We start from the raw sequence: 19,084 nt of genomic DNA on the forward strand, positions 1-19,084 counted from the left end.
AGTATCGGCGTTGCGCGGGGCCGTGCGGCCGATGGTTCGGAACTCCCGCGTAACATAGTGCGACATGCCAGCATCAGACACCGGATCGGCGGCCCGACCGATCGTGGCGTTCTTCGACGTCGACAACACCCTGCTTCATGGCGCGAGCGCGTTCCATGTGAGCCGCGCCGCCTGGAAGCGCGGACACGTCGGGGTGCGCGACCTCCTCACCTTCGGCTGGCAACAGCTGCGATTCGTGGCGGTCGGAGAGAATGTCAAGCACTTCGCGAGTGCGCAGGAGCGAGCCCTCGGCTTGGCAAAAGGCCTGCCAGCAGACGAGCTCACGAATCTCGCGGACGATGTCTACGAGCGGGAGATCGAGTCGCGGCTCTGGCCGGAGACCGTCGAATTAGCGCGCGAACATTTGCGTAAAGGTCACGAGGTCTGGCTCATCACCGCTACCCCGGTCGACATCGCCGCCGTGATCGCCCGGCGACTCGGCCTCACCGGTGCCCTCGGTACGATGCTGCGGTCAGAGGACGGCAAGCTCACCGGGGAGTTCGACGGGCCAGTACTGCACGGCGCGCGCAAGGCCGTTGCAGCGAAGGAGCTCGCGGCCGCCCTGGGAGCAGACCTCGCGGACTGTTGGGCCTATTCGGACTCCCGCAACGACATCCCGCTGCTCGAGCTGGTGGGCAACCGCGTTGCGGTGAATCCGGATGCCACCCTCGCGGCGCACGCACGCACGCACGGCTGGCCCATCATGCGATTCGATCCCGCGAGCATCCGGGCCACGGTGAAGCGGGTGCGCCGCGATGCGCGGGCGGCGCAGCCGGAAGCCGACACGTCATCCAACCCAAAACGCCAGGCCGGTTAGGCCTGGCGTTTAGTGTGACTCAGTCCACACGGTCAGGGTGCGCATGCGCACTCCCGGTGGTGTGGAGCTACTTCTTGTTGCGACGCTGGTGACGAGTCTTACGAAGCAGCTTGCGGTGCTTCTTCTTCGCCATGCGCTTGCGACGCTTCTTGATTACGGAACCCATAAAGACCTCAACTGTTGTTCGGAAGACGACCGGGTCCGATCAGAACCGCGGAAAAATGCCTCTGGCTAGCTTAGCCGCCCGACTGTCGCCCCGCTAACCGGCCGGCCGGCGAGCATCCCGTCCACCTTGGTCACGGCGGGGCGATAGCCTCGCGGAGGGAGTCGTAACTCCCGCCGGAACGCACTGAGAGCGCCATGAACGGGCGTATCCCCCGCCACGGCGTGAAACGGGCCGGGGCGATTGCAGAACAAGCCGCCCGTGCGCTAACCGACGTCGGAGATGTGCGTATCGATAGCCGCGACGACAGCGGATTCCGGAACACGGAACGAGCGACCGAAACGGATGGCGGGTAACTCGCCCGAATGCACGAGACGATAGACCGTCATCTTCGATACCCGCATCATGTCGGCGACTTCGGCAACCGTGAGAAACCGCACCTCGGAAAGATCGCGTGCCATGTCGGGTGCCCCTTGTCAGGTTCCAGCGATATTGGGAACAGACGCACTCGATCGCCTGTGTTACTGGAGTGCTAATCGGTAACTGTAGGGGCTAATGTGACCCGTTGGCAACCGCCCATTCGGTCGGACTATCTCTCGTCACGCCTCGTGAGCTTCTTCTTGATCGGTTCGATCACCCGACGTTCCAGGTCATGCTGGGCATCCTGCAGTCGAATCGAGGCCTCGGCGGCGCGACGACCGATCGCCGTGCCCGCCTCGGTGGGATGCTGCAGCGTCTCGGCTGCGCGCCGAAACGGCTCCGGCACCTGAACGCCCGACCACGCCGCGAACACCGTCGAGCCGTCGTCTATGCCCCCGTCAAAGTCCGCGCTCAGAAACGGAATGAGCCAGTCCTCGAGTTCTTCGAGTGGGCTGGTGTCGAGGCTGTAGTAGCGGTGCTGTCCCTCTTCACGCACGGTCACCAGTTTGTGGTCGCGCAGCACTTTGAGGTGCTTCGACACCGTCGGCTGGCTCAGGCCGAGCTTTTCGACGATCTCGCCAACACTGATTTCTCCCCTGTCGGCTCGGCCGTGAGTAGCGTTGGACGCCGTGTAGCGGTCGAGTAGTACCTGCAACAGGTCCCGTCGGGTTGCATCTGCAACCACGTCAAAGATGTCAGCCATCCTGACAGGCTACCGGGCGGGGCTATGAGGCACCATGACAACCTGTTGCGCGCGGATCGATGGCCATCAGACCAGTTGTGCGCGCCGATTACCCACGCCGGGCATTCGACTCACCCGCTGATGTTGCGTCGGCATCCCCGTCGCGATGTGCCACCGTTATCCTCCGCACGGAAGCGTGCAGGTACCGACCTCTGAGGGCACCTACACGGGAGAGCTGATTGGCGATCTGCCGCCGAGCCTCTCAGCCCGCGGCGAGCTCCCTCGCCCTGGCCAGCGCCGCGGCCGTCGCCCGATCGAAAACGGTCGACAGGTCGGCCTTCTCGAGCTCCCAGATAGCGCGCTCGGTAGTGCCCTTGGGGCTGGTCACCCGGCGACGCAGCTCCGCGGGCTCCTCCCCGGATGCCTCGAGCAATTCGGCCGCCCCGAGAAAGGTGCCGTTCACCATCGTCGCGGCCTCCTGCCAGGTGAAGCCGAGCGCGACCGCGGTCTTGGTCAACTGCTCGATCAGGTAGAAGACATAGGCGGGGCCCGATCCGGAAATCGTGCTGAGTGCGTCGATCTTCGACTCGGCAATCTCGAGCACCTGGCCGACAGTATCGAACAGGGTGAGCGTGAGCGCGACATCCTCCGGCGTCGCACGCGATCCGGGGCTGACGCCGGTCACTCCCCTACCGACGAGGGCTGGCGTGTTCGGCATCGCCCGCAGCACGACCTGCGAGACGAGCGCCTCCATGGTGGCGGTAGTCACCCCGGCCGCAACGCTGACGACGATCGCGTCTTCGGCAAGCGCGGGGCCGATCTCCCGCAGCAGGTCGGGCACCATCGCAGGCTTGACCCCGATCAGCACGATTCGGGCCCCCGCGACCGCGGTGAGATTCGCGCCAGGGTCGTTCTCGAGAGCAAAGGAGGTCACGGCATCCGATCGCAGTGGCGCAGCCTTGGCCTCGGTGCGGTTGGTGACGCGGATACCACCCTCGACGGTGACCGAAGGGGAGAGCAGTCCGTTGAGGATCGCGCCGCCCATCGATCCGGCTCCGAGAATGGCGATGGTCGGGAGGGTGCTCATCACCTCATCCTAGGATTGACCGCATGAGCACCGACCGCATGAGTACTGAAGTCACTCCATGAGCACCGAGGGCAGCAAAAAGGCGATCCTCGCGGCAATGCTCGCCAACTTCGGCATCGCCATTGCCAAGTTCGTCGCGTGGGGACTCTCCGGCTCGAGCTCGATGCTCGGCGAGGGCGTGCATTCGCTCGCCGACACCGGCAACCAGATCCTGCTTTTGCGCGGTGGATCCGTCTCGAAGAAGAAGCCGGATGCCGACCACCCCTTCGGATTCGGACGGGAACGCTACGTGTACGCCTTCGTCGTCTCGATCATCCTGTTCAGCGTCGGTGGCGTCTTCTCGCTCTATGAGGGCGTGGACAAGATCCAACATCCGCATGAACTAGAGAACGCCTGGATCCCGATCGCCGTGCTGCTGGTCGCGATGGTGCTGGAATTCTTCTCGTTGCGCACCGCGGTGCGCGAGTCCAACCGTGTTCGCGGAAAGGACAGCTGGATCGCGTTCATCCGCCACGCCAAGGCACCCGAGCTGCCGGTGGTGCTTCTCGAAGATGTCGCGGCCCTCACCGGCCTGCTGTTCGCCTTTGTCGGCGTCGTGCTCTCGATCGTCACCGGTGACGCAGTGTGGGATGCAATCGGCACGATCTGCATCGGAGTGCTGCTCGTACTCGTCGCCATCGTGCTCGGCATCGAGACCAAGAGCCTGTTGGTGGGTGAGGGCGCGACCGCCGACGACACCGTGCGCATCCGCGATGCGATCAACGCCGATTCCGACGTCGAGTCCCTCATCCACATGAAAACCCTCTACCTCGGTCCGGAAGAATTGCTCGTGGCCGCAAAAGTCGCCTTCCCCACGAAAATGAAACTCGCCGAGGTCGCAGCCGCGATCAACTCACTCGAAGCCCGCGTGCGCGCAGAGGTGCCAATCGCCCGGGTCATCTATATCGAGCCCGACGTGTATGTCGCGCCAGGCGAGGGCAACCCCTCGACCGAGGCGATCATCATTCGAGCGGCGGACTGAGGATGCCCCTCGCACTCGTACTTCGGCACCTCGATATCGCACATCTCGGCAATTTGGAGGCGGTGCTTCGCGATCACGGCTATGACATCCGCTATGTGGATGTCACGTCGGAGTCCCCCCGCGATCACCCCGAGGCCGACCTCGTCGTGGTTCTCGGCGGTGACATGGGCGCATATGAGAAAGATGCCCATCCCTTCCTTGTGGGCGAGCTGGCGTACCTCCGCGATCGGCTTGCCGCGGAACGCCCCACTCTCGGCATCTGCCTGGGGGGCCAGCTGATCGCGGAGGCTCTTGGTGAAACGGTGCGAAAGGGCAAGACCGTTGAGATTGGATTCCGCGAGGTGACGCCGACCGAAGCCGGTCTCGACTCGCCGCTGCGGCACGTCGCCGGCGTACCGATGATGCAGTGGCACGGCGACACCTTTGGACTGCCGAGCGGGGCGATTCGGCTCGCCAGTTCCAGCGCCTACAGCAACGAAGCCTTCGCGCTCGGCGACTATGCGCTCGCCGTGCAGTTCCACCCGGAACTCACCGCTGAGATGTATGAGACCTGGATTGTCGGCGGCTTGGACGAACTCGCGGCGCTCGAGATCGAGCCCGACGACCTGCGCCGGGATGCTCTTGCCAACGGGCCTGCGATGCAGGCAGCCGCCGTCGCCATGTTCACGGAGTGGCTGGGGGCGCTGCAGCGACTCGTCAGCCGCGTTTCGTCTCGAAAAAGTTGAGCAGCAAAGCGGCACACTCCGCTTTTTCGACGCCGGCATAGACCTCGACGCGGTGCGGCATCCGTCGGTCGCGCAGCAGGTCGTAAACCGATCCGGCGGCCCCCGCCTTGGCATCCCACGCCCCGAAGACGACAACGGGAACTCGCGCCGCCAGAATCGCACCGGCGCACATCGCGCAAGGTTCGAGGGTTACGACGAGAGTCGTGTCGGTCAGATGCCAGTCGCCGGTGGCAACCGACGCGGCCTGCAGCGCGAGGATCTCGGCGTGGGCCGTGGGGTCCTGGCGCAGCTCACGCTCATTGCGTCCCGCGCCGATGACGGTTCCGGATGCGTCGAGCACGAGCGCCGCGACGGGAACGTCAGCATGTTCGAGAGCCTGCCGTGCGCTCGCGACTGCCTCGAGCATCCGCTGTCGATAGAGAGCCGGAACGACTGTCATCACCCACCTCCCGCTCGGATATCCAGATCCCTCGTTGGGCTAGATTGAGCCTATGCGAGTCCACGTAGCCGACCACCCGCTCATCACTCACAAGCTCACCGTGCTGCGTGACAAGAGGACGCCGTCGCCCACTTTCCGGGCCCTCGCCGAAGAGCTCATGACCCTCCTCGCCTATGAGGCGACGCGCAACGTGCGGGTTACGACGGTGACCGTCGAGACGCCGGTGGCCACCGCTACGGGCCTGGCAATCAGTCAGCCGCGGCCACTCGTCGTGCCGATCCTGCGCGCCGGGCTCGGCATGCTGGAGGGCATGGTCAAACTCATCCCGACCGCCGAGGTCGGATTTCTGGGCATGGTGCGCGACGAGGAGACCCTGCAGCCCACCACCTACGCCGAGCGGCTGCCCGAGGACCTCTCGAACCGGCAGTGCTTCGTGCTTGACCCGATGCTCGCCACCGGGGGCTCGCTCACCGCGGCCATCAACTTCCTGCTCGCGCGCGGGGCGGTGGATGTCACGGCGGTCTGCCTCATCGCGGCACCGGAGGGTCTCGCCGCCGTCGAGACCGCGATGGAAGGCCGCGATGTGACTATCGTGCTCGGCGCTGTCGACGAAAAGCTCAACGAGCTTGGATACATCGTGCCCGGCCTCGGCGACGCCGGCGATCGGCTCTACGGGTTGGTGTAGACGCGGATCCTGCTGGCCGCCTTGACTTTTGTGTGGCCCCCCCGGATAGTGGAGCAATGACTGTTCCCACGCTCGCTCCGCTCGCCCCTGTGGCCTCCGGAAGCTTTCACGTGGTCATGTGTTGTCGAATGTGTGCCTAACGGTCCACTCCTGAGTCGGATTCCCCCCTCACGGGTGGAGGATCCCCGGATGTCCGCCCCTCATAACGAGCGGCATTCTGTTCTGCATCGCCTGAAGCATCCCGAAGGATCACACCCTCATCATTAGAGGCCCTTCACCCCTCTCAAGGATTCTTGACACATGTCTCTTGCAACAATCGACCTCGTTCGTCCATCCGTCTCTCGCCGCCTTGTTCCCGTCGAGCAAGCAACTCCCGGCACCGAAACCCCGTCGCGCATCCGCGCGGTTCCCGGAGGCACAGAGGCACGCGGCTTCGTGCTCTACGTCGGCGTCGACGAGCTGAAGGCCGCCGCCGCCGGTACCGACCTCGCCCACGTCGTCGCAGCATTACGCGCACTCGCGTCTGAACTCGTGCCCGCCTCAGAGACCTATGCCGCCGTCGCACTGGCTCCGCAGGGCGCCGGCGGGCGTGATGTCGAAGTCGTGCGGCTCGCGTTGCAGGACCCGTCGGCCCTGGCCAAGCACCGCCATCAGCCCGAGCGGGAAGAGAAGCCCCGCGGAGGAGTCGTGGTTGACCTGTCGCGCAAGCGTGTTGTGCTCGACGGTGAGACAGCCGCTCTGACCTACAAGGAATTCGAGCTTCTGCAGTACCTCGTGCTTCGTGAGGGTCGCACCATCGATCGCGCCGAACTCATCTCGTCGCTCTGGTCGGCAGGAGACGACGACGCCCCCAACGAGCGCACCATCGATGTGCACGTGCGCCGCCTACGGTCGAAACTGGGATCGTACGAAGATATCGTTCGCACTGTGCGTGGCATCGGCTACCGCTTCGATCGGCATGCGGATGTCGCCATCCGCCACACCACCACGCCGAGCCCGGACGTGTTCTAGGGTCGCAACAGCGCCTAGAGCGCGGTGGACGACGCGTCAGGCGTGGTCTTTTTCGACTGGCTGGCCAGTGCATCGCGCTCGGCGAGCAGGGAGTTGAGCGTCACGTTTTCGAGTCCGGGGCTTGCGACGTCGTTGAATGGGCTGTCCAGTCCCGTCTTGGCGTACACGGCTGCCGCGTAGGCCGATGCCGTCGACTGCAGTTTCGCCGAAGCGCGCTGGGACTTCTTGAGGGACACGTGGCTGCCTCCAACGGCGTCCGCGTGGGTGCGCAAGGCCTTAATCAGATCCTTCAACGAAGCTTCGATTTTCTTGGACATGAGCCTCATTCTCGCTTATGAAGGTAAACGAAGCGCAAGGGGCGAAGCGGATGACCCACCCTGCGGTCACGGTACCGACTCACCGAGTACGGCGTGGGTGTCAACTTCTGCACGCGCACCGTCCGGCGAAGGCAGCCCCGAAGCCCCGTCGCTCGGCCCCCGTGCCGAATGCTGCACAGTGCCGATCTCCCTGGCCTGGTCGAGAGGCGCGTATGACCGGCCGGCCCTTCCCGCGCGCTCGGCCCTTGCCGCGGCCGGCCCTTCGCGCGCGCTCGGCCCTTCCCGCGGCCGGCCCTTCGCGCGCCATCCGATGCCCGCCGCATCCCGCCGCATCCGAAGCCCGTACGAAATGCAGGACACAAAGTGACACGAGGGACGGATGCATCACACCCGTCTCATGGGTAACAGGTGTTCCTGCATTTCGAACAGTCGCCCGGATTCCGCGCGGATGGCAACCTCCATTCACGGTTGGCCGTGAGATGTCGGCGTAATCGGAACCCGCCCGGGTATTTTCCCGCCGCGAGGGAGGGAAATCTGCTGTTCTCCGCGAATTTCTCCTCCATTCGATGCGGATTCCCGGATTGTCCCTCCTTCGCTGAGTGCGACGAGGTCGCGAATAAGTCGAACGGATGCCGCGGTCCTGCCCGTGAGGACAGGTGGCACGAGTCCTGTCCCGTGCCCTTCAATCTGTCCGATTGACAGGTGAGTTGTCCGCCGAGATCACCGCGTTTTCGGGGCAACGTGGTGTTGCAGGAAAACACACTGATGGGGGATCTGTGCCATTCATTTTGTCCAAATCGGAGATCTCGGCAAACGCGACGCTGATGTTGATAGGCCGAACGCCGGCCTTCTCAGCTCCTATTGTCGAGGTCCTCCGGCGAGGTGCTCCAGCGAGGAAATTGACGCTGTGACCGTCGAGCTCAGGTGCCCGTAAGCCGAAGGTAGAGCGGGACGTCGTGACCACCAACTTTTCTGGGACGAACGAAAAGTCTGGAGGGGAGGTTCACCGATCTGGTTTTTGGTCGGCGGTTAGGGGCTTTTTTCGAACGTTGAGAATCCAAGGAAGAGATACCCACTATCGGTGGGTGCGCGATACATTCCGGCGAGCCCGCTTAGCTCAACGGTGACGGATGCGAGATCCTCTGCGAGAGACTCCGTCGCATCGAGCTTTCGGGCGCTCAAGGCTTCCATCTGGTGCGCGTCTCCGTATGACTTCGTTGCAGTTGACGCTCCAGTGACTCCGAGTGGCAAAGTCTCGTTCGCCCAAGCCCAAAGCCACGTCCCAGATGTGCTGGACCAGGTTCCGAGGACTTCGACCGGGCCTGAGATCGAATGATCCGCGAAGTGAAAGGTGATCGATCCCGCTGACAGATCCGCAGACCAACGGTCAGCTGTGCCGATGCCCCAGGTCTCGGTAGCGGTTGCATTCTTCGCCCTCAGCTCCCCACTCGATTCAACTATGAGTTGGATGAGATCGGGCGTAAGTAGCGAAGGGGGTGGCGACGAACGCTTCTTGCCGAACATACGCAAACTGTATCCTCACGTAGCTTCAGAATCGGTTAGGTCTAATGACTCCTGCAGCCCGGTTTGACACGCCATGCGTCGAAAGCGTGACGATGACCGCGACAGATCCAGGCAACGATCGCAGTGCTCGACGCTGTGCCACTTGGGAACCTTGAATGGGAAACTGGTCGGGTGATTACTGAACACGCTCTGTTGCCCGTCATCCCCGGCAGAGAAATTGATTTCGAACGCGCCTTTGCCGAGGCGAGAGCCATCATCATGTCAATGCCAGGGTGCCGGAGCCTGTCGCTGTCACGTTCGATCGAATCCCCGAGCAACTACCTGTTGCTCGTTGAGTGGGAGCATCTAGACGACCACACGATCGGTTTCAGACAATCCGAGCAGTACCAAAAGTGGCGCACACTTCTCCACCATTTCTACGACCCGTTCCCACTGGTCGAGCACTATCAAGCTGTTCAATGAGGGAAACGCTCATCGGGGCTTACCACGCATAAATAGGCCAGATGCAGACGATGCGGATAGTTCTGCTGGAAATTCTTCGAGTTCAATGTTGCAACATATAGTGTTGCGACATGCATCCAATTTCGCGTGTGACAATGTTGAGTACTGGCACCGTCCAGATCCGACCCGAACACGTAAAACGGACCCGCTCACCATTGCCATGGTGGTTACTCACATCCCGGCGCTGGACTTCTCCCCGTCCGATCAACGTCTACGTGGTCGAGCACGAGCACGGGTTAGTGCTTTTCGATACCGGCCAGGATCGTGCATCAGTGACAGATGCTGATTACTTTCCCCCTGGACTGGCAGGTTTTCTATACTCCCGACTCGCTCGCTTCCGCATCGGGCAAGAGCAAACCTTGGCAACCCAACTGCACCTGCTTGGTTACGACATCGCTCACGTCCGTGTTGTTGTCCTCTCACACCTGCACCAGGACCATATCGGCGGTCTCGGCGAACTCGGCCATGCGCAGATCATCGTGGGTCGCTCCGAACTGGCGGCGGCTCGCGAACCTTTCGCCGAAATGAACGGCTACCTCACACAACACATTTTTCATCCAGGGCTGAAGTGGAAAGCCGTCGACGACACACTCGATATTTTCGAAGACGGATCCCTCACCGTGACATCCACTCCCGGCCACACACCCGGATCCCTCTCAATGTTGCTGCGTCAGAGTGACTTTCCCACGCTCCTGTTCGTTGGAGATCTGACGTACGACGTGACCCTCCTCGCCAGCGAACACATTCCCGGCATCGGCTCAAAATCGGAACTGCTCGCCTCCACTAGACGTGTCGCCGAATTTGCTGCGCAATACCCGGGGCTTGTTGTCCTAGCAGCCCACGATCCCACTGCCCAGAGCTTGCTGAAAAGCGCAATGTCGAAGAACGTAGACCGATGAGGCGCTCGGAACAGATCCGATATTTACTCCTCGCCGCTCAACGTGAAGGAAACCGCAGACTGGCAGCGGCACTCTCGAAAATCGAGCTCTCCCCCGCGCAATCCGAAATATTGCGAATTTTAGGAGATCACAACACTCTCACCCTGACCGGTATCGGCCAGATGCTCGTCTGCGACAGCGCCACCAGCCCATCCCGTCTAGTCGAACGACTGGTGGATGCCGGATTTATCAACCGGACGCCTGATCTTCACGACCGTCGGCAGGTGCATCTCGCTCTTACCCCAGCTGGTCAAGAGAAGGAACTTCAGGTTCGCACGATCGAGAACGCTCTATACGACGAACTCGATGCACTCCCGGGAGCGGACGAGTTTGTATCAACGCTCGAATTACTGGTCACTGGTCTTCCAGCCGGCAAAGCTCTAAAACTACGAATCGGATGACTCTGGATCCTCCAGAAAGCCCACGCAATACCCGTAAGCGGAACCCTCTAAGAAACGTTGTTCAAGGCCAGTCAAAGCAATAAGACCAGTCCGCTGACGGTGCTCTGGACTCCCATCACAATGAGCGCCCCAGTTGCTAGAGCCTGGAGCACGATCGCGATTCGCGGCTTGTCCGCGATCAGAGGTACCTGAGTTACGAGCGCGGTTACTAGAGCGAGCCAAGCGAGAAGCATCACAATATGGACGGCAGCGATAGTTGCGTAACCCTCGAACGCAGAAGTCTCGCCGGGAATGTTCGAGGGTACGACAATCACGTATAGCGCCAGGGCCTTCACGTTCGTGACAACGGCGACAAAGCCCCATGCGACAAGCCGAACAGGACGTGGCTCACTCCGCTCTGCGCCGCCCCGTGTGCGGGCTCGCCAGAACTTCATAAGGGGCCTCACGCCGAACCCGATTAGCAACAGACCGCCGACGATCTCGAACCAGACACGGATCAGCTCATTGGAGGCGACAAAAAGGCCCACTCCGCTGATTCCGGCCACAGCCGCGATCAGAGCGATACCGATTGACGTACCAAGCCCGACGCGCAGACCTGCAGCGCGGTCACCAGCTGCAGCACCACTGATGGTGAGTGCAAAGCTCGCCCCCGGCGCGAGCACAAAGGGCAGGATAATCAGGACTGCCGCAGCAACTGTCATAGATCCATCGGGCGAAGGTAGTGAAAGACCGTCCTGATGTTCTGCCCGTCAATCGCATGGAGCGCGAAGCCCGGCATGGCGTCAACATCTGCGATGGGGCCCGTGCGGCTACCAAGACGCATCGTGGACACAATGCCGGGGCTGCCAAGAATTGGCACCCCCGCAAACGTTGTGGTGAATGCTGCGTGAACGTGCCCGGTGAAGACGGCGATTACCCTCGGGGATTCCCGGATAAGTAGTTCCAAGTCTTGCGGGTTCGCTAGTGCGAAGTGCTCATCCACGATGTGGTGCCCGATCGGTACGGGCGGGTGGTGCAGCATCACCACTACAGGCCCGGGGACGGCGCCGATTTCGTCGCGGGCGAAGTCCAACGTGGCTGCATCGAGAAGTCCGTCGTCGCGACCGTCGACATGGGAGTCCAGCCCGATGATGGTCAGCCCGTCGAGGTGCAGAACCGCATTCGAATGCGGTGTCATTTTTGCTGCGACCAATGCGCCGGCTAGGGGCGCGGCGAGGTCATGGTTGCCAGCGATTACTAGCGTGGGAACACCGGAGGGAAGGTTGGCGAAGAAGCTCGCGTATTCCTCAGCCAGCCCGTGATCTGCAAGGTCACCGCTCACGAGAAGCGCATCGACTCTGGGAAGAGCGCCGACCTGGCGCAGTGTGGCAGCGAACCGCTGCATCCGTTCGGGAGAAAGATCAAGGTGCGGGTCGCTCAAATGCGCAATCGTCAACATGAAGTACTCATTCCTGGCTAGTGCATCCACGGTACCGACACCAAGCTCGTCACATCGAAAGAGGGGTTTGGTGAGTTCCCACAGCGTTCAAAAACGGTGTCAAAACCCCAGTCCATTTCAAAACGCGTTTCCGGATCTTGATTCCAAGCAGTTTCGTGGACAGCAGATCTAACACCTTTGTGGCTGCCCCCGGCGGGTGAGCGCTTTGCAGCTCGAAAACGATCGTTTGCGAACTGCAGCACTCACACTCATCAGCATCAAAATTTGGCGATAAAAGGCGGCGTGCAATGACCACTCGACACCGCATTGCGGACTTTGAGTCGACTTACATCTCGTGAGTTACGAGACAGTGCGCCGGCCCAGATCGCCTGTAAGCGGAACCTCATACGAGACACCACGGACGTAATTCCGAGCCTTTGGCCTTGCGGGTTCAGTGACGTGACCGGGCCTCTTCTACGTCCGACCAGTTTGGGTCGCATGTCGAACTGTCGAAGCGATCACCTCTCAGCGATGGCCTTGACCCCGTGTCCACCAACTGGGGGCAGGGCTAATGCAGGGCCGGGCCGGTTGTCGTGGATGATGAGGATATGCCCACCCTTGCCACGCAACTGTCAGGACCGAACACATGATCGGCAACCGAAACCCACACGCCCGCCGCACCGCAGTAACAGCGCTTGCGGTGACGGTCACGCTTGGGTTGGCGTTGGTGCCGACCCTGTCGGCGTCAGCTACCACTGGCGGGTCGAACTGGTGGCGTGACTGGTACGGTGTGCCGGCGGCTCAGGCAGCCGGGTGGACCGGTGCCGGGGTGAAGATCGCTGTCATCGACGCGCATATCAACTCTTCACTGCCGGTGTTTCAGGGCACGAACCTCACGGTCTACCCGAAGTCGTTCTGTGACAACAGCACACCACCAGACACCACCACCGCGAACGAAGATTCGGTCCATGGGTCGGACGTGACCGCGTTGCTTGTCGGGAACGGCACCGGTACCGGCCTGGTAGCTGGAATCGCACCGAAGGCGGCAGTCACTTTTTACGCCGATGGTGGACCCGATGGCGTCAGGAACGCTTGTCTTCCTGTGCAACGAGATGGGCTAATTTATTCACCGACAGGTATAGCGATCCTGAAGGCGATTAGTGACGGCAATCGAATTATCTCTATCTCCCAGATAGGCGAAGACGCGTCGAACGGGGATCGGCAAGCCATCGCGGAGGCAGTCGCGAAAGGCGTGATCATTGTTGCCGGACAACCCAACCTCGAGTCCCAAGCGACGGAGACGTTTCCGGCAGACGCGAACGGTGTGGTAGCGACCAACGCGTTCGATGACCAGGGTAATCTGCAAGCCCATGACGGAAAGACCACGTCGCATTCAACCACCACGGTGGTAGCAGCCGGAGCCGGTTTTCCTACCCAAGCGTCAGCTGCTGGCGTATGGGGGGATAACCAGAACAGCGGCACCGGTTCGTCGTCAGCGACACCGCTGGTGGCGGGGATGCTGGCGTTAACGTGGCAAAAATATCCGACAGCGACGGGGAACCAGTTGATCCAGTCGCTGATTACGAACACCACGGCGAAGGATCACCCGGTGAGTTTCGACAGCACCGGATATGGGTACGGTCCCGCGTCGCTGTCGCACCTGTTGCGGGTGGATCCAACCCAGTATCCGAATACGAACCCGCTGCTCAACAAGCCCGGCGGCCTCGGAGTTCCCACCGCGGAAGAATTTGCCGCCGCCGCCAAGAAAGCATCCTCGAAACCGTCCGCATCTCCCTCGAACTCTGCGGCACCAGCACCGGGTCAGGGGTCGGGGTCGATCCTGCCCGGACTGTTGACCGGGGTCATTGTTGTGGTGGTCTTGCTGCTGGTATTGGCAGGTCTTGCTGTTGTGCTGATGCGGTCCTTACGTCGCAAGGCGGTACCGTCGACGCCAGCGCCTGTCGGTTCTGATGGGACAGTGCCGGAAGCCGGTATCTCAGATGCCCCACGGTCGTACGGTGCCGGCGGAGTTGTTGTGCATGACGAGAGTGGACCCACGCCGACGCTGTCAGGACCCAACCCATGATCGGCAACCGAAACCCAAACTCCCGCCGCACCGCAGTGTCAGCGCTTGCCGCGGTGGTCGCGCTCGGGATGGCGTTGATGCCGACCCTGTCGGCATCGGCTGAGACAGCGGGGTCGAACTGGTGGTACGCAAAGTACGACGTGGCGGGCGCGCAAGCGGCCGGGTGGACCGGTGCCGGAATCAAGGTCGCTGTCATCGACGGGCAGATCAACTCCTCACTGCCGGTGTTCCAGGGTGCGAACCTGAAGATCTATCCGACGTCGTTCTGCAACAACATCACCCCCGCCGACACCACCACCGCGAACAGAGGTTCGGTTCACGGGTCGGATGTGACCGCCTTACTGGTGGGTAATGGCACAGGTACCGGCTCAGTGGCCGGTATCGCACCGAAAGCAATCGTTTCGTTTTATGCCGATGGCAACTCCGATGGCACCTTGAACGGATGCTCCACCACTCAGATCGACGGGCTGACCTACACGTCATTCGGTCGAGCGATACTCAAAGCAATAGGAGATGGCAACCGAATCATTTCCATGTCCCAAGCCGGATCAGCGTCGCCCTCCGGTGACACTCATGCCGTTGCGCAGGCCGTCGCAAAGGGGATCGTATTGGTCGTAGGTCAGCCCAACACTGTGGCAGAGGCCGCACAAAGGTTTCCGGCAGATGCGAACGGTGTGGTGGGGACCAACGCGTTCGATGACCAAGGCAATCTGCAAGTCCATGACGGAAAGACCACGGCGTACTCGACCACCACGGTGGTAGCAGCGGGAGACCGGTTCCCCACCCAAGCGTCAGCTGGCAACGTGTGGGGGGATAACGGTAATTCTGTTACCGGTTCGTCGTTGGCGACACCGCTGATGGCGGGCATGCTGGCGTTGACGTTGCAGAAGTACCCGACGGCGACAGGGAACCAGTTAATCCAGTCGTTGATTTTGAACACCTCGGCGAAAGACCACCCGTTGAGCTTCGATACCGCCGGCTACGGCTATGGCCCGGCGTCGCTGTCGCATCTGTTGCGGGTGGATCCAACCCAGTATCCGGATACGAATCCGCTGCTGAGCAAACCGAACGGATTGGGGGTGCCCACGGAGGCGGAGTTCGCGGCCGCAGCCAAGGGGGCATCCCCGACACCGTCCGCTTCCCCTTCAACTGCTGCTGCTGCTGCTGCACCGTCACCGGGGAAGGCGTCCGGGTCGATTCTGCCCGGACTGTTGACCGGGATCATTGTTGTAGTGGTCTTGCTGCTGATGTTGGCGGGCCTTGCTCTGGTGCTGATGCGGTCGTTACGTCGCAAGGCGGTGGCGTCGACGCCAGCGAGTGTCAGGCCGGATGGGACGGTATCAGATGCTAACGGGCCGGTCACAGGCGAGCAAGGCCACTGATCCCAGGAGAGTGCCCGCAGGCGGAACCTCTTACGGGAATACCGGCCGCGCCCGCAGGGAACCTCATCTACGATTACGGCCATGGCCCAAAAGCAGACGCCGGCCACGTACCGGATGCTGCGATTCTTCGGCGCCGTGATTGTGGTCGCTCGCATCGTCGGGATCGTCTCGGCCGTCCTCGGCCTTGTCTTACAGGACGGCTATGCAAGCGCCTCCGTCCAGATCATCATCTTTGGCCTGATTCTCATCGTGGCTGGCGTCGGGCTCTACCGCTGGTGCCAACGTCGAGTCGGAAATAGCTGACGAGCGACATCAAGCGAGCATCTGCGTCGGCCCGCTCAACGTCTGGCGAACCTTCTATGGCGCGCTGGGTCCAATTCCGCGCATGATCCGGCCTGCTTCCCAACCCAGATCAGCATCGCCGACAAATTGGGCAACAAACGCATTCCCGTGGGCTCGTCCCAAGCGATTGATCGGTCGCAGGAACAGGACTCGACTCTGACCGAGGCTGGGATCAAGCGCCAAGGCCATAAGTTCGTCGACGTTCTTGGCCCGAGCGCAGACGGCTAGTGTGTGCGCGAGCTGGGTCGCTTCGCCCGAGCCAGACGGCGCGGTTCGAAGCATCTCCAGGATGCGGTCCCAATAGGGCTCGGCGGCCCTCGTCGTGAGATAGGAAGCGATCCACTCCCGCGTGAACTCGTCGTAGCCTTCCATCGCGAGGTGCTTGAAGGCGATCTCGACGATTCGGACATCGGTCGACCTCTTGCCTGTCATCCGGTCCGACGTTTCCGTGATGCCAGCCGCCAGCAGGTCCTCGTTGAAGGCGGCCAACTTCCGCTTCTTCTCCGCAGCGTTCGCGGCCGACGTCCGTGCTGCCACATCGACCGTGGCCCGATAGACCGGGTCCCTCCGGTATTTCTCTTCGAGTTCCGCCATGAGTTCGCCCGCAGATTTCGCCACGTGGGGAAGCCTAATTTCCGTCAGCCCGGAACGCTATAACGGGAATTGCACTGAGCCCGCGGGCGGAACGGTCAGAGCGACAGGTCGTGGCCAATCCCCTCGACCACTGAGCGTGGCAACACTGTGTCACCGGCGCACGAGCATCTACCCGATGCGCTTGGCCCGCGCCAAGGTCCCTGGCTTCAGCAGCGATCGTGCCCCAAGTACCTCGACGCCCAGCAGTCTGCCTTTCTTGTCGAAGTCGAGCACGATCTCGCCGGCACCCTCTATCTCGTGCACGTCTTGACGCACGGCTTGCCCCTTCCGAATGCCGGGTGCGATCGGGAAATAGGCTGCGTCGGCCTCATGATCGTAGGTACCGAGCGTTCGTTTCGTCACGGTCGAACTCTATTGTTTGGGCTGCGGAAGATCCGCTTGGATTGGTGCACCGGCTCTGGCAGAGGCGAGCCAAGGTCAAACTGAACAAACTGCGCCCGTAGGCGGAACCTCCAGTGCGACACCGCTGATGCCAATCACGCCCAACGGCCCAGCGTTCCGACGCTGTATCACTTGGGAACCCTCATCCCCGGCGCCCATAAGGGTTCCCTCGGCTAGGCATAGTGGATCAGTATCGCAACAACACTGGCCACGAAGATGGCCGGAACTAGAAAGCTCAACCAATCGAGGACACCAAGGTTCCGGAAATACGACCGAGTGCGGGGACCTCTGTGCGCGCCACCCGAATCAGAATCATCCCGACCTGCAGTCTCCCCGGCGCCCCGGAGCCCTGCCGGTCTCCTTCTGCGGAATCTCGCGAGGAAGTAGATGATCCCCCCGAGGACGTATGACGCCCAAGGAATGCCGATCCACGGATGACGGATGGTGAATCCCACCCAGTCAACGTAAACGAACGGTACACACAGAACGATGGATGGGAGGAACCAGAAGTCAGCTCGCACGAACCTCCGCGGCTTACTCGCAGGGCTGGTCGGATCGACGCTGCTCCTCACAACAAATGCCCTTCTGGACGGAGTCGGGAGATCACCCTAAGGCCGAGATCTTCCAGATGTCATCACGACGCATTCGCTCGATCATGTCGACCAACATACGGTCAATGCATGACACCATGTGCCAACTCCTCGACACGGCGGTCTTTGTTCACTCGAACCCATGGCAGTGAGCCTTGCCCCGTGACACTTGTCTCCGCAGGCCGAACCTTTATCGCAACTGCCCTGGTCGCACCGCGATTCTCGACAATGTGTTTCATGACACCGAGAATTCAAGAAGAGTTTCGGGCCATACCAGCACAAAGTAGTTACCCTCGGTGGGCCTATAGGCCGCCCTGACGTCCGCCCATCGTGGGTCACCGCTCAGAACAAGCGTCGCATCGCGGAAAGCGTCAAGAGGTTGGTCCGTGTGAATGAAGATGTTCATCTCACCTGAGCCAAAGTCGTGACCGTCAACGAATCCATGAGCGAACGGGAGGTCGGCCTCCAGCCGATCCTCCATGGCGATGAGTGCGTCATAGTCGGACTCGGAGATGCCGGGCCATTGCAGGACAAGGATGTATTTCACGACTGCCTACCAGGAGTATGACGGTGGACGGAGACGATTGGCGATCTGCTTCAAGATGTAGAACAACTGCCCTTCTTCAGTGCCCTTCGGAAGAGTCTCGTGAACGGAACATGCAGGTTTAGTACAGTTCATTCGCCACAATAGACGCTCGCCCACGTCGGATTGGTCGGTAAGCGATCCATTGGCCGAAGCTCCCGATGCTGTGCCAGGCGGGAACCTTCAGCGGGCTGCATCTCATGGCTTCATCAAGCTGCCGTCGGGACGGCATTTCCTCGTGGATTGGTTACCCGCAGGGGATAGGCACAAGCTGCGCCCTCTGACAGGGTGGGTCGGATGACTACTGAATTACGTCCTATGCCAAACAAAAGTCTTTCTGAGTGGATCGAGGGCGTTGGACGCGACTACGAGCAGTCACGGATGAAAGCCGGCGACTCGCAAGAAGTCGCCGCCGAGAAAGCACGCACGTCCACCGAGACTTCCTTCCCAGACGGGACGCCAGCCGCGGGCCAGCTTGTCTACGACGTTGTGGCGGTCACGCCCGGCGTTAGCAACGAAGTAATCGGCTATCTCTGGATTACACAGATCGAAGACGGGGGCGATGCATGGTGGGTCTCAGACATCAAGATCGACGAAAACCGCCGCGGCCAAGGTCACGGGCGCGCCGCCATGCAACTCGCGGAAACCGCCGCGGCGGAGCATGGCGCAGTAACTCTTGGCCTCAACGTCTTCGGCTACAACACCGTGGCGCGAGGACTGTACGAGTCTCTGGGCTACGAGACCACTGCGGTGCAGATGCGAAAGCAGTTGAGCGTCCAATAGACGGACGATCAATGCGACAGATCGGAAGTCGATCGGGCCGACCCGGACATCGCCGGCTAGGTGTCACTCAGGAACGGTGGATTCAACTGGTCGTCG

General features: G+C 61.6%; 24 protein-coding genes. 12 read left to right on the forward strand and 12 right to left on the reverse strand.

The window, feature by feature from the left end:
• The first annotated feature begins 64 nt into the window (after nt 1-64).
• Nucleotides 65-856, forward strand: a complete 792-nt coding sequence (locus tag RCH11_RS09630) for an HAD family hydrolase (protein ID WP_327056771.1) — start codon at nt 65-67, stop codon at nt 854-856.
• Nucleotides 857-923: 67 nt separating this feature from the next.
• Here RCH11_RS09630 and RCH11_RS09635 read toward each other — a convergent pair whose 3' ends face one another.
• The 4 genes from RCH11_RS09635 to proC all read right to left on the reverse strand — a co-directional run bounded on the left by RCH11_RS09635 (nt 924) and on the right by proC (nt 3,208).
• A complete protein-coding gene (locus RCH11_RS09635) occupies nt 924-1,022 on the reverse strand; it encodes a 30S ribosomal protein bS22 (protein ID WP_003792170.1) in 99 nt (32 codons plus the stop codon).
• Nucleotides 1,023-1,285: 263 nt separating this feature from the next.
• A complete protein-coding gene (locus RCH11_RS09640) occupies nt 1,286-1,480 on the reverse strand; it encodes a helix-turn-helix domain-containing protein (RefSeq protein WP_327056772.1) in 195 nt (64 codons plus the stop codon).
• A 128-nt stretch (nt 1,481-1,608) separates the two neighbouring features.
• Entirely contained in the window at nt 1,609-2,142 is a 534-nt protein-coding gene (locus RCH11_RS09645) for an ArsR/SmtB family transcription factor (RefSeq protein ID WP_327056773.1), read from the reverse strand.
• 241 nt (nt 2,143-2,383) lie between these two features.
• Nucleotides 2,384-3,208 (reverse strand): pyrroline-5-carboxylate reductase, encoded by an 825-nt coding sequence (proC, locus tag RCH11_RS09650; protein WP_327056774.1) that lies wholly within the window; start codon nt 3,206-3,208, stop codon nt 2,384-2,386.
• 58 nt (nt 3,209-3,266) lie between these two features.
• On the opposite strand from proC, the gene RCH11_RS09655 reads away from it, so the two are divergent.
• Nucleotides 3,267-4,229 (forward strand): cation diffusion facilitator family transporter, encoded by a 963-nt coding sequence (locus RCH11_RS09655; RefSeq protein WP_327056775.1) that lies wholly within the window; start codon nt 3,267-3,269, stop codon nt 4,227-4,229.
• Between the two features lie 2 nt (nt 4,230-4,231).
• Entirely contained in the window at nt 4,232-4,954 is a 723-nt protein-coding gene (locus RCH11_RS09660; RefSeq protein WP_327056776.1) for a glutamine amidotransferase, read from the forward strand.
• On the opposite strand, the gene RCH11_RS09665 is transcribed toward RCH11_RS09660, so the two are convergent.
• Complete coding sequence (locus tag RCH11_RS09665) at nt 4,926-5,393, reverse strand: nucleoside deaminase (RefSeq protein WP_442789028.1); 468 nt, start codon at nt 5,391-5,393, stop codon at nt 4,926-4,928. The genes RCH11_RS09660 and RCH11_RS09665 overlap by 29 nt on opposite strands.
• A 52-nt stretch (nt 5,394-5,445) precedes the next feature.
• Here RCH11_RS09665 and upp point away from each other — a divergent pair, with 52 nt between their 5' ends.
• Both upp and RCH11_RS09675 read left to right on the forward strand, forming a co-directional pair.
• Nucleotides 5,446-6,078, forward strand: a complete 633-nt coding sequence (gene upp, locus RCH11_RS09670) for a uracil phosphoribosyltransferase (protein WP_327056777.1) — start codon at nt 5,446-5,448, stop codon at nt 6,076-6,078.
• A 300-nt stretch (nt 6,079-6,378) separates the two neighbouring features.
• Nucleotides 6,379-7,089, forward strand: coding sequence for a winged helix-turn-helix domain-containing protein (locus RCH11_RS09675; RefSeq protein WP_327056778.1), 711 nt, complete (start codon nt 6,379-6,381; stop codon nt 7,087-7,089).
• Nucleotides 7,090-7,103: 14 nt separating this feature from the next.
• Here RCH11_RS09675 and RCH11_RS09680 read toward each other — a convergent pair whose 3' ends face one another.
• Both RCH11_RS09680 and RCH11_RS09685 read right to left on the reverse strand, forming a co-directional pair.
• Complete coding sequence (locus RCH11_RS09680; protein ID WP_327056779.1) at nt 7,104-7,406, reverse strand: hypothetical protein; 303 nt, start codon at nt 7,404-7,406, stop codon at nt 7,104-7,106.
• Nucleotides 7,407-8,435: 1,029 nt separating this feature from the next.
• Nucleotides 8,436-8,930 carry a DUF6882 domain-containing protein gene (locus RCH11_RS09685; protein ID WP_327056780.1) on the reverse strand — a complete coding sequence of 165 codons (495 nt, stop codon included), beginning with the start codon at nt 8,928-8,930 and terminating at the stop codon, nt 8,436-8,438.
• Between the two features lie 171 nt (nt 8,931-9,101).
• On the opposite strand from RCH11_RS09685, the gene RCH11_RS09690 reads away from it, so the two are divergent.
• The 3 genes from RCH11_RS09690 (at nt 9,102) to RCH11_RS09700 (ending at nt 10,770) form a co-directional block, all read left to right on the forward strand.
• Nucleotides 9,102-9,392, forward strand: coding sequence for an antibiotic biosynthesis monooxygenase family protein (locus tag RCH11_RS09690; protein ID WP_327056781.1), 291 nt, complete (start codon nt 9,102-9,104; stop codon nt 9,390-9,392).
• A 134-nt stretch (nt 9,393-9,526) separates the two neighbouring features.
• The gene (locus tag RCH11_RS09695; RefSeq protein WP_327056782.1) at nt 9,527-10,330 is read left to right on the forward strand and encodes an N-acyl homoserine lactonase family protein; all 804 of its coding nucleotides are present in this window, start codon (nt 9,527-9,529) and stop codon (nt 10,328-10,330) included.
• Nucleotides 10,327-10,770, forward strand: a complete 444-nt coding sequence (locus RCH11_RS09700) for a MarR family winged helix-turn-helix transcriptional regulator (RefSeq protein WP_327056783.1) — start codon at nt 10,327-10,329, stop codon at nt 10,768-10,770. The genes RCH11_RS09695 and RCH11_RS09700 overlap by 4 nt, the downstream gene beginning before the upstream one ends.
• 71 nt (nt 10,771-10,841) lie before the next feature.
• On the opposite strand, the gene RCH11_RS09705 is transcribed toward RCH11_RS09700, so the two are convergent.
• Complete coding sequence (locus RCH11_RS09705) at nt 10,842-11,471, reverse strand: LysE family translocator (RefSeq protein WP_327056784.1); 630 nt, start codon at nt 11,469-11,471, stop codon at nt 10,842-10,844.
• On the reverse strand, nt 11,468-12,208 hold the full coding sequence (locus RCH11_RS09710; RefSeq protein ID WP_327056785.1) for a metallophosphoesterase: 741 nt from the start codon (nt 12,206-12,208) through the stop codon (nt 11,468-11,470). The genes RCH11_RS09705 and RCH11_RS09710 overlap by 4 nt, the downstream gene beginning before the upstream one ends.
• Before the next feature lie 625 nt (nt 12,209-12,833).
• On the opposite strand from RCH11_RS09710, the gene RCH11_RS09715 reads away from it, so the two are divergent.
• The 3 genes from RCH11_RS09715 (at nt 12,834) to RCH11_RS09725 (ending at nt 15,958) form a co-directional block, all read left to right on the forward strand.
• A complete protein-coding gene (locus tag RCH11_RS09715) occupies nt 12,834-14,273 on the forward strand; it encodes a S8 family serine peptidase (RefSeq protein ID WP_327056786.1) in 1,440 nt (479 codons plus the stop codon).
• A complete protein-coding gene (locus tag RCH11_RS09720; RefSeq protein ID WP_327056787.1) occupies nt 14,270-15,655 on the forward strand; it encodes a S8 family serine peptidase in 1,386 nt (461 codons plus the stop codon). Before RCH11_RS09715 ends, RCH11_RS09720 begins: the two co-directional genes overlap by 4 nt.
• Nucleotides 15,656-15,736: 81 nt before the next feature.
• Nucleotides 15,737-15,958 carry a hypothetical protein gene (locus RCH11_RS09725; protein ID WP_327056788.1) on the forward strand — a complete coding sequence of 74 codons (222 nt, stop codon included), beginning with the start codon at nt 15,737-15,739 and terminating at the stop codon, nt 15,956-15,958.
• 54 nt (nt 15,959-16,012) lie between these two features.
• On the opposite strand, the gene RCH11_RS09730 is transcribed toward RCH11_RS09725, so the two are convergent.
• From RCH11_RS09730 to RCH11_RS09740, 3 genes are all read right to left on the reverse strand, one after another.
• Nucleotides 16,013-16,591, reverse strand: coding sequence for a hypothetical protein (locus RCH11_RS09730; protein WP_327056789.1), 579 nt, complete (start codon nt 16,589-16,591; stop codon nt 16,013-16,015).
• Nucleotides 16,592-16,759: 168 nt separating this feature from the next.
• Nucleotides 16,760-16,993 (reverse strand): DUF2283 domain-containing protein, encoded by a 234-nt coding sequence (locus RCH11_RS09735; RefSeq protein WP_327056790.1) that lies wholly within the window; start codon nt 16,991-16,993, stop codon nt 16,760-16,762.
• Nucleotides 16,994-17,857: 864 nt separating this feature from the next.
• The gene (locus RCH11_RS09740; RefSeq protein ID WP_327055835.1) at nt 17,858-18,169 is read right to left on the reverse strand and encodes a hypothetical protein; all 312 of its coding nucleotides are present in this window, start codon (nt 18,167-18,169) and stop codon (nt 17,858-17,860) included.
• A 354-nt stretch (nt 18,170-18,523) separates the two neighbouring features.
• Between RCH11_RS09740 and RCH11_RS09745 the strand changes: the two genes are divergently transcribed.
• Complete coding sequence (locus RCH11_RS09745; protein ID WP_327056791.1) at nt 18,524-18,988, forward strand: GNAT family N-acetyltransferase; 465 nt, start codon at nt 18,524-18,526, stop codon at nt 18,986-18,988.
• The last annotated feature ends 96 nt before the right edge of the window (nt 18,989-19,084 follow it).

The sequence above is a fragment of the Glaciihabitans sp. GrIS 2.15 genome, assembly GCF_035984695.1.
Lineage (GTDB): Bacteria > Actinomycetota > Actinomycetes > Actinomycetales > Microbacteriaceae > Lacisediminihabitans.

Excerpts from the sequence above, each read along its gene's own strand:
- RCH11_RS09680 (WP_327056779.1), bottom strand. The coding sequence starts at position 7,406 with ATGTCCAAGAAAATCGAAGCTTCGTTGAAGGATCTGATTAAGGCCTTG.
- RCH11_RS09640 (WP_327056772.1), bottom strand. The coding sequence starts at position 1,480 with ATGGCACGCGATCTTTCCGAGGTGCGGTTTCTCACGGTTGCCGAAGTC.
- RCH11_RS09705 (WP_327056784.1), bottom strand. The coding sequence starts at position 11,471 with ATGACAGTTGCTGCGGCAGTCCTGATTATCCTGCCCTTTGTGCTCGCG.
- RCH11_RS09655 (WP_327056775.1), top strand. The coding sequence starts at position 3,267 with ATGAGCACCGAGGGCAGCAAAAAGGCGATCCTCGCGGCAATGCTCGCC.
- RCH11_RS09745 (WP_327056791.1), top strand. The coding sequence starts at position 18,524 with ATGCCAAACAAAAGTCTTTCTGAGTGGATCGAGGGCGTTGGACGCGAC.
- RCH11_RS09685 (WP_327056780.1), bottom strand. The coding sequence starts at position 8,930 with ATGTTCGGCAAGAAGCGTTCGTCGCCACCCCCTTCGCTACTTACGCCC.
- RCH11_RS09700 (WP_327056783.1), top strand. The coding sequence starts at position 10,327 with ATGAGGCGCTCGGAACAGATCCGATATTTACTCCTCGCCGCTCAACGT.
- RCH11_RS09660 (WP_327056776.1), top strand. The coding sequence starts at position 4,232 with ATGCCCCTCGCACTCGTACTTCGGCACCTCGATATCGCACATCTCGGC.
- upp (WP_327056777.1), top strand. The coding sequence starts at position 5,446 with ATGCGAGTCCACGTAGCCGACCACCCGCTCATCACTCACAAGCTCACC.
- RCH11_RS09720 (WP_327056787.1), top strand. The coding sequence starts at position 14,270 with ATGATCGGCAACCGAAACCCAAACTCCCGCCGCACCGCAGTGTCAGCG.
- RCH11_RS09665 (WP_442789028.1), bottom strand. The coding sequence starts at position 5,393 with ATGACAGTCGTTCCGGCTCTCTATCGACAGCGGATGCTCGAGGCAGTC.
- RCH11_RS09635 (WP_003792170.1), bottom strand. The coding sequence starts at position 1,022 with ATGGGTTCCGTAATCAAGAAGCGTCGCAAGCGCATGGCGAAGAAGAAG.
- RCH11_RS09645 (WP_327056773.1), bottom strand. The coding sequence starts at position 2,142 with ATGGCTGACATCTTTGACGTGGTTGCAGATGCAACCCGACGGGACCTG.
- RCH11_RS09630 (WP_327056771.1), top strand. The coding sequence starts at position 65 with ATGCCAGCATCAGACACCGGATCGGCGGCCCGACCGATCGTGGCGTTC.
- RCH11_RS09710 (WP_327056785.1), bottom strand. The coding sequence starts at position 12,208 with ATGTTGACGATTGCGCATTTGAGCGACCCGCACCTTGATCTTTCTCCC.
- RCH11_RS09715 (WP_327056786.1), top strand. The coding sequence starts at position 12,834 with ATGATCGGCAACCGAAACCCACACGCCCGCCGCACCGCAGTAACAGCG.
- RCH11_RS09675 (WP_327056778.1), top strand. The coding sequence starts at position 6,379 with ATGTCTCTTGCAACAATCGACCTCGTTCGTCCATCCGTCTCTCGCCGC.
- RCH11_RS09730 (WP_327056789.1), bottom strand. The coding sequence starts at position 16,591 with ATGGCGGAACTCGAAGAGAAATACCGGAGGGACCCGGTCTATCGGGCC.
- RCH11_RS09695 (WP_327056782.1), top strand. The coding sequence starts at position 9,527 with ATGTTGAGTACTGGCACCGTCCAGATCCGACCCGAACACGTAAAACGG.
- proC (WP_327056774.1), bottom strand. The coding sequence starts at position 3,208 with ATGAGCACCCTCCCGACCATCGCCATTCTCGGAGCCGGATCGATGGGC.
- RCH11_RS09725 (WP_327056788.1), top strand. The coding sequence starts at position 15,737 with ATGGCCCAAAAGCAGACGCCGGCCACGTACCGGATGCTGCGATTCTTC.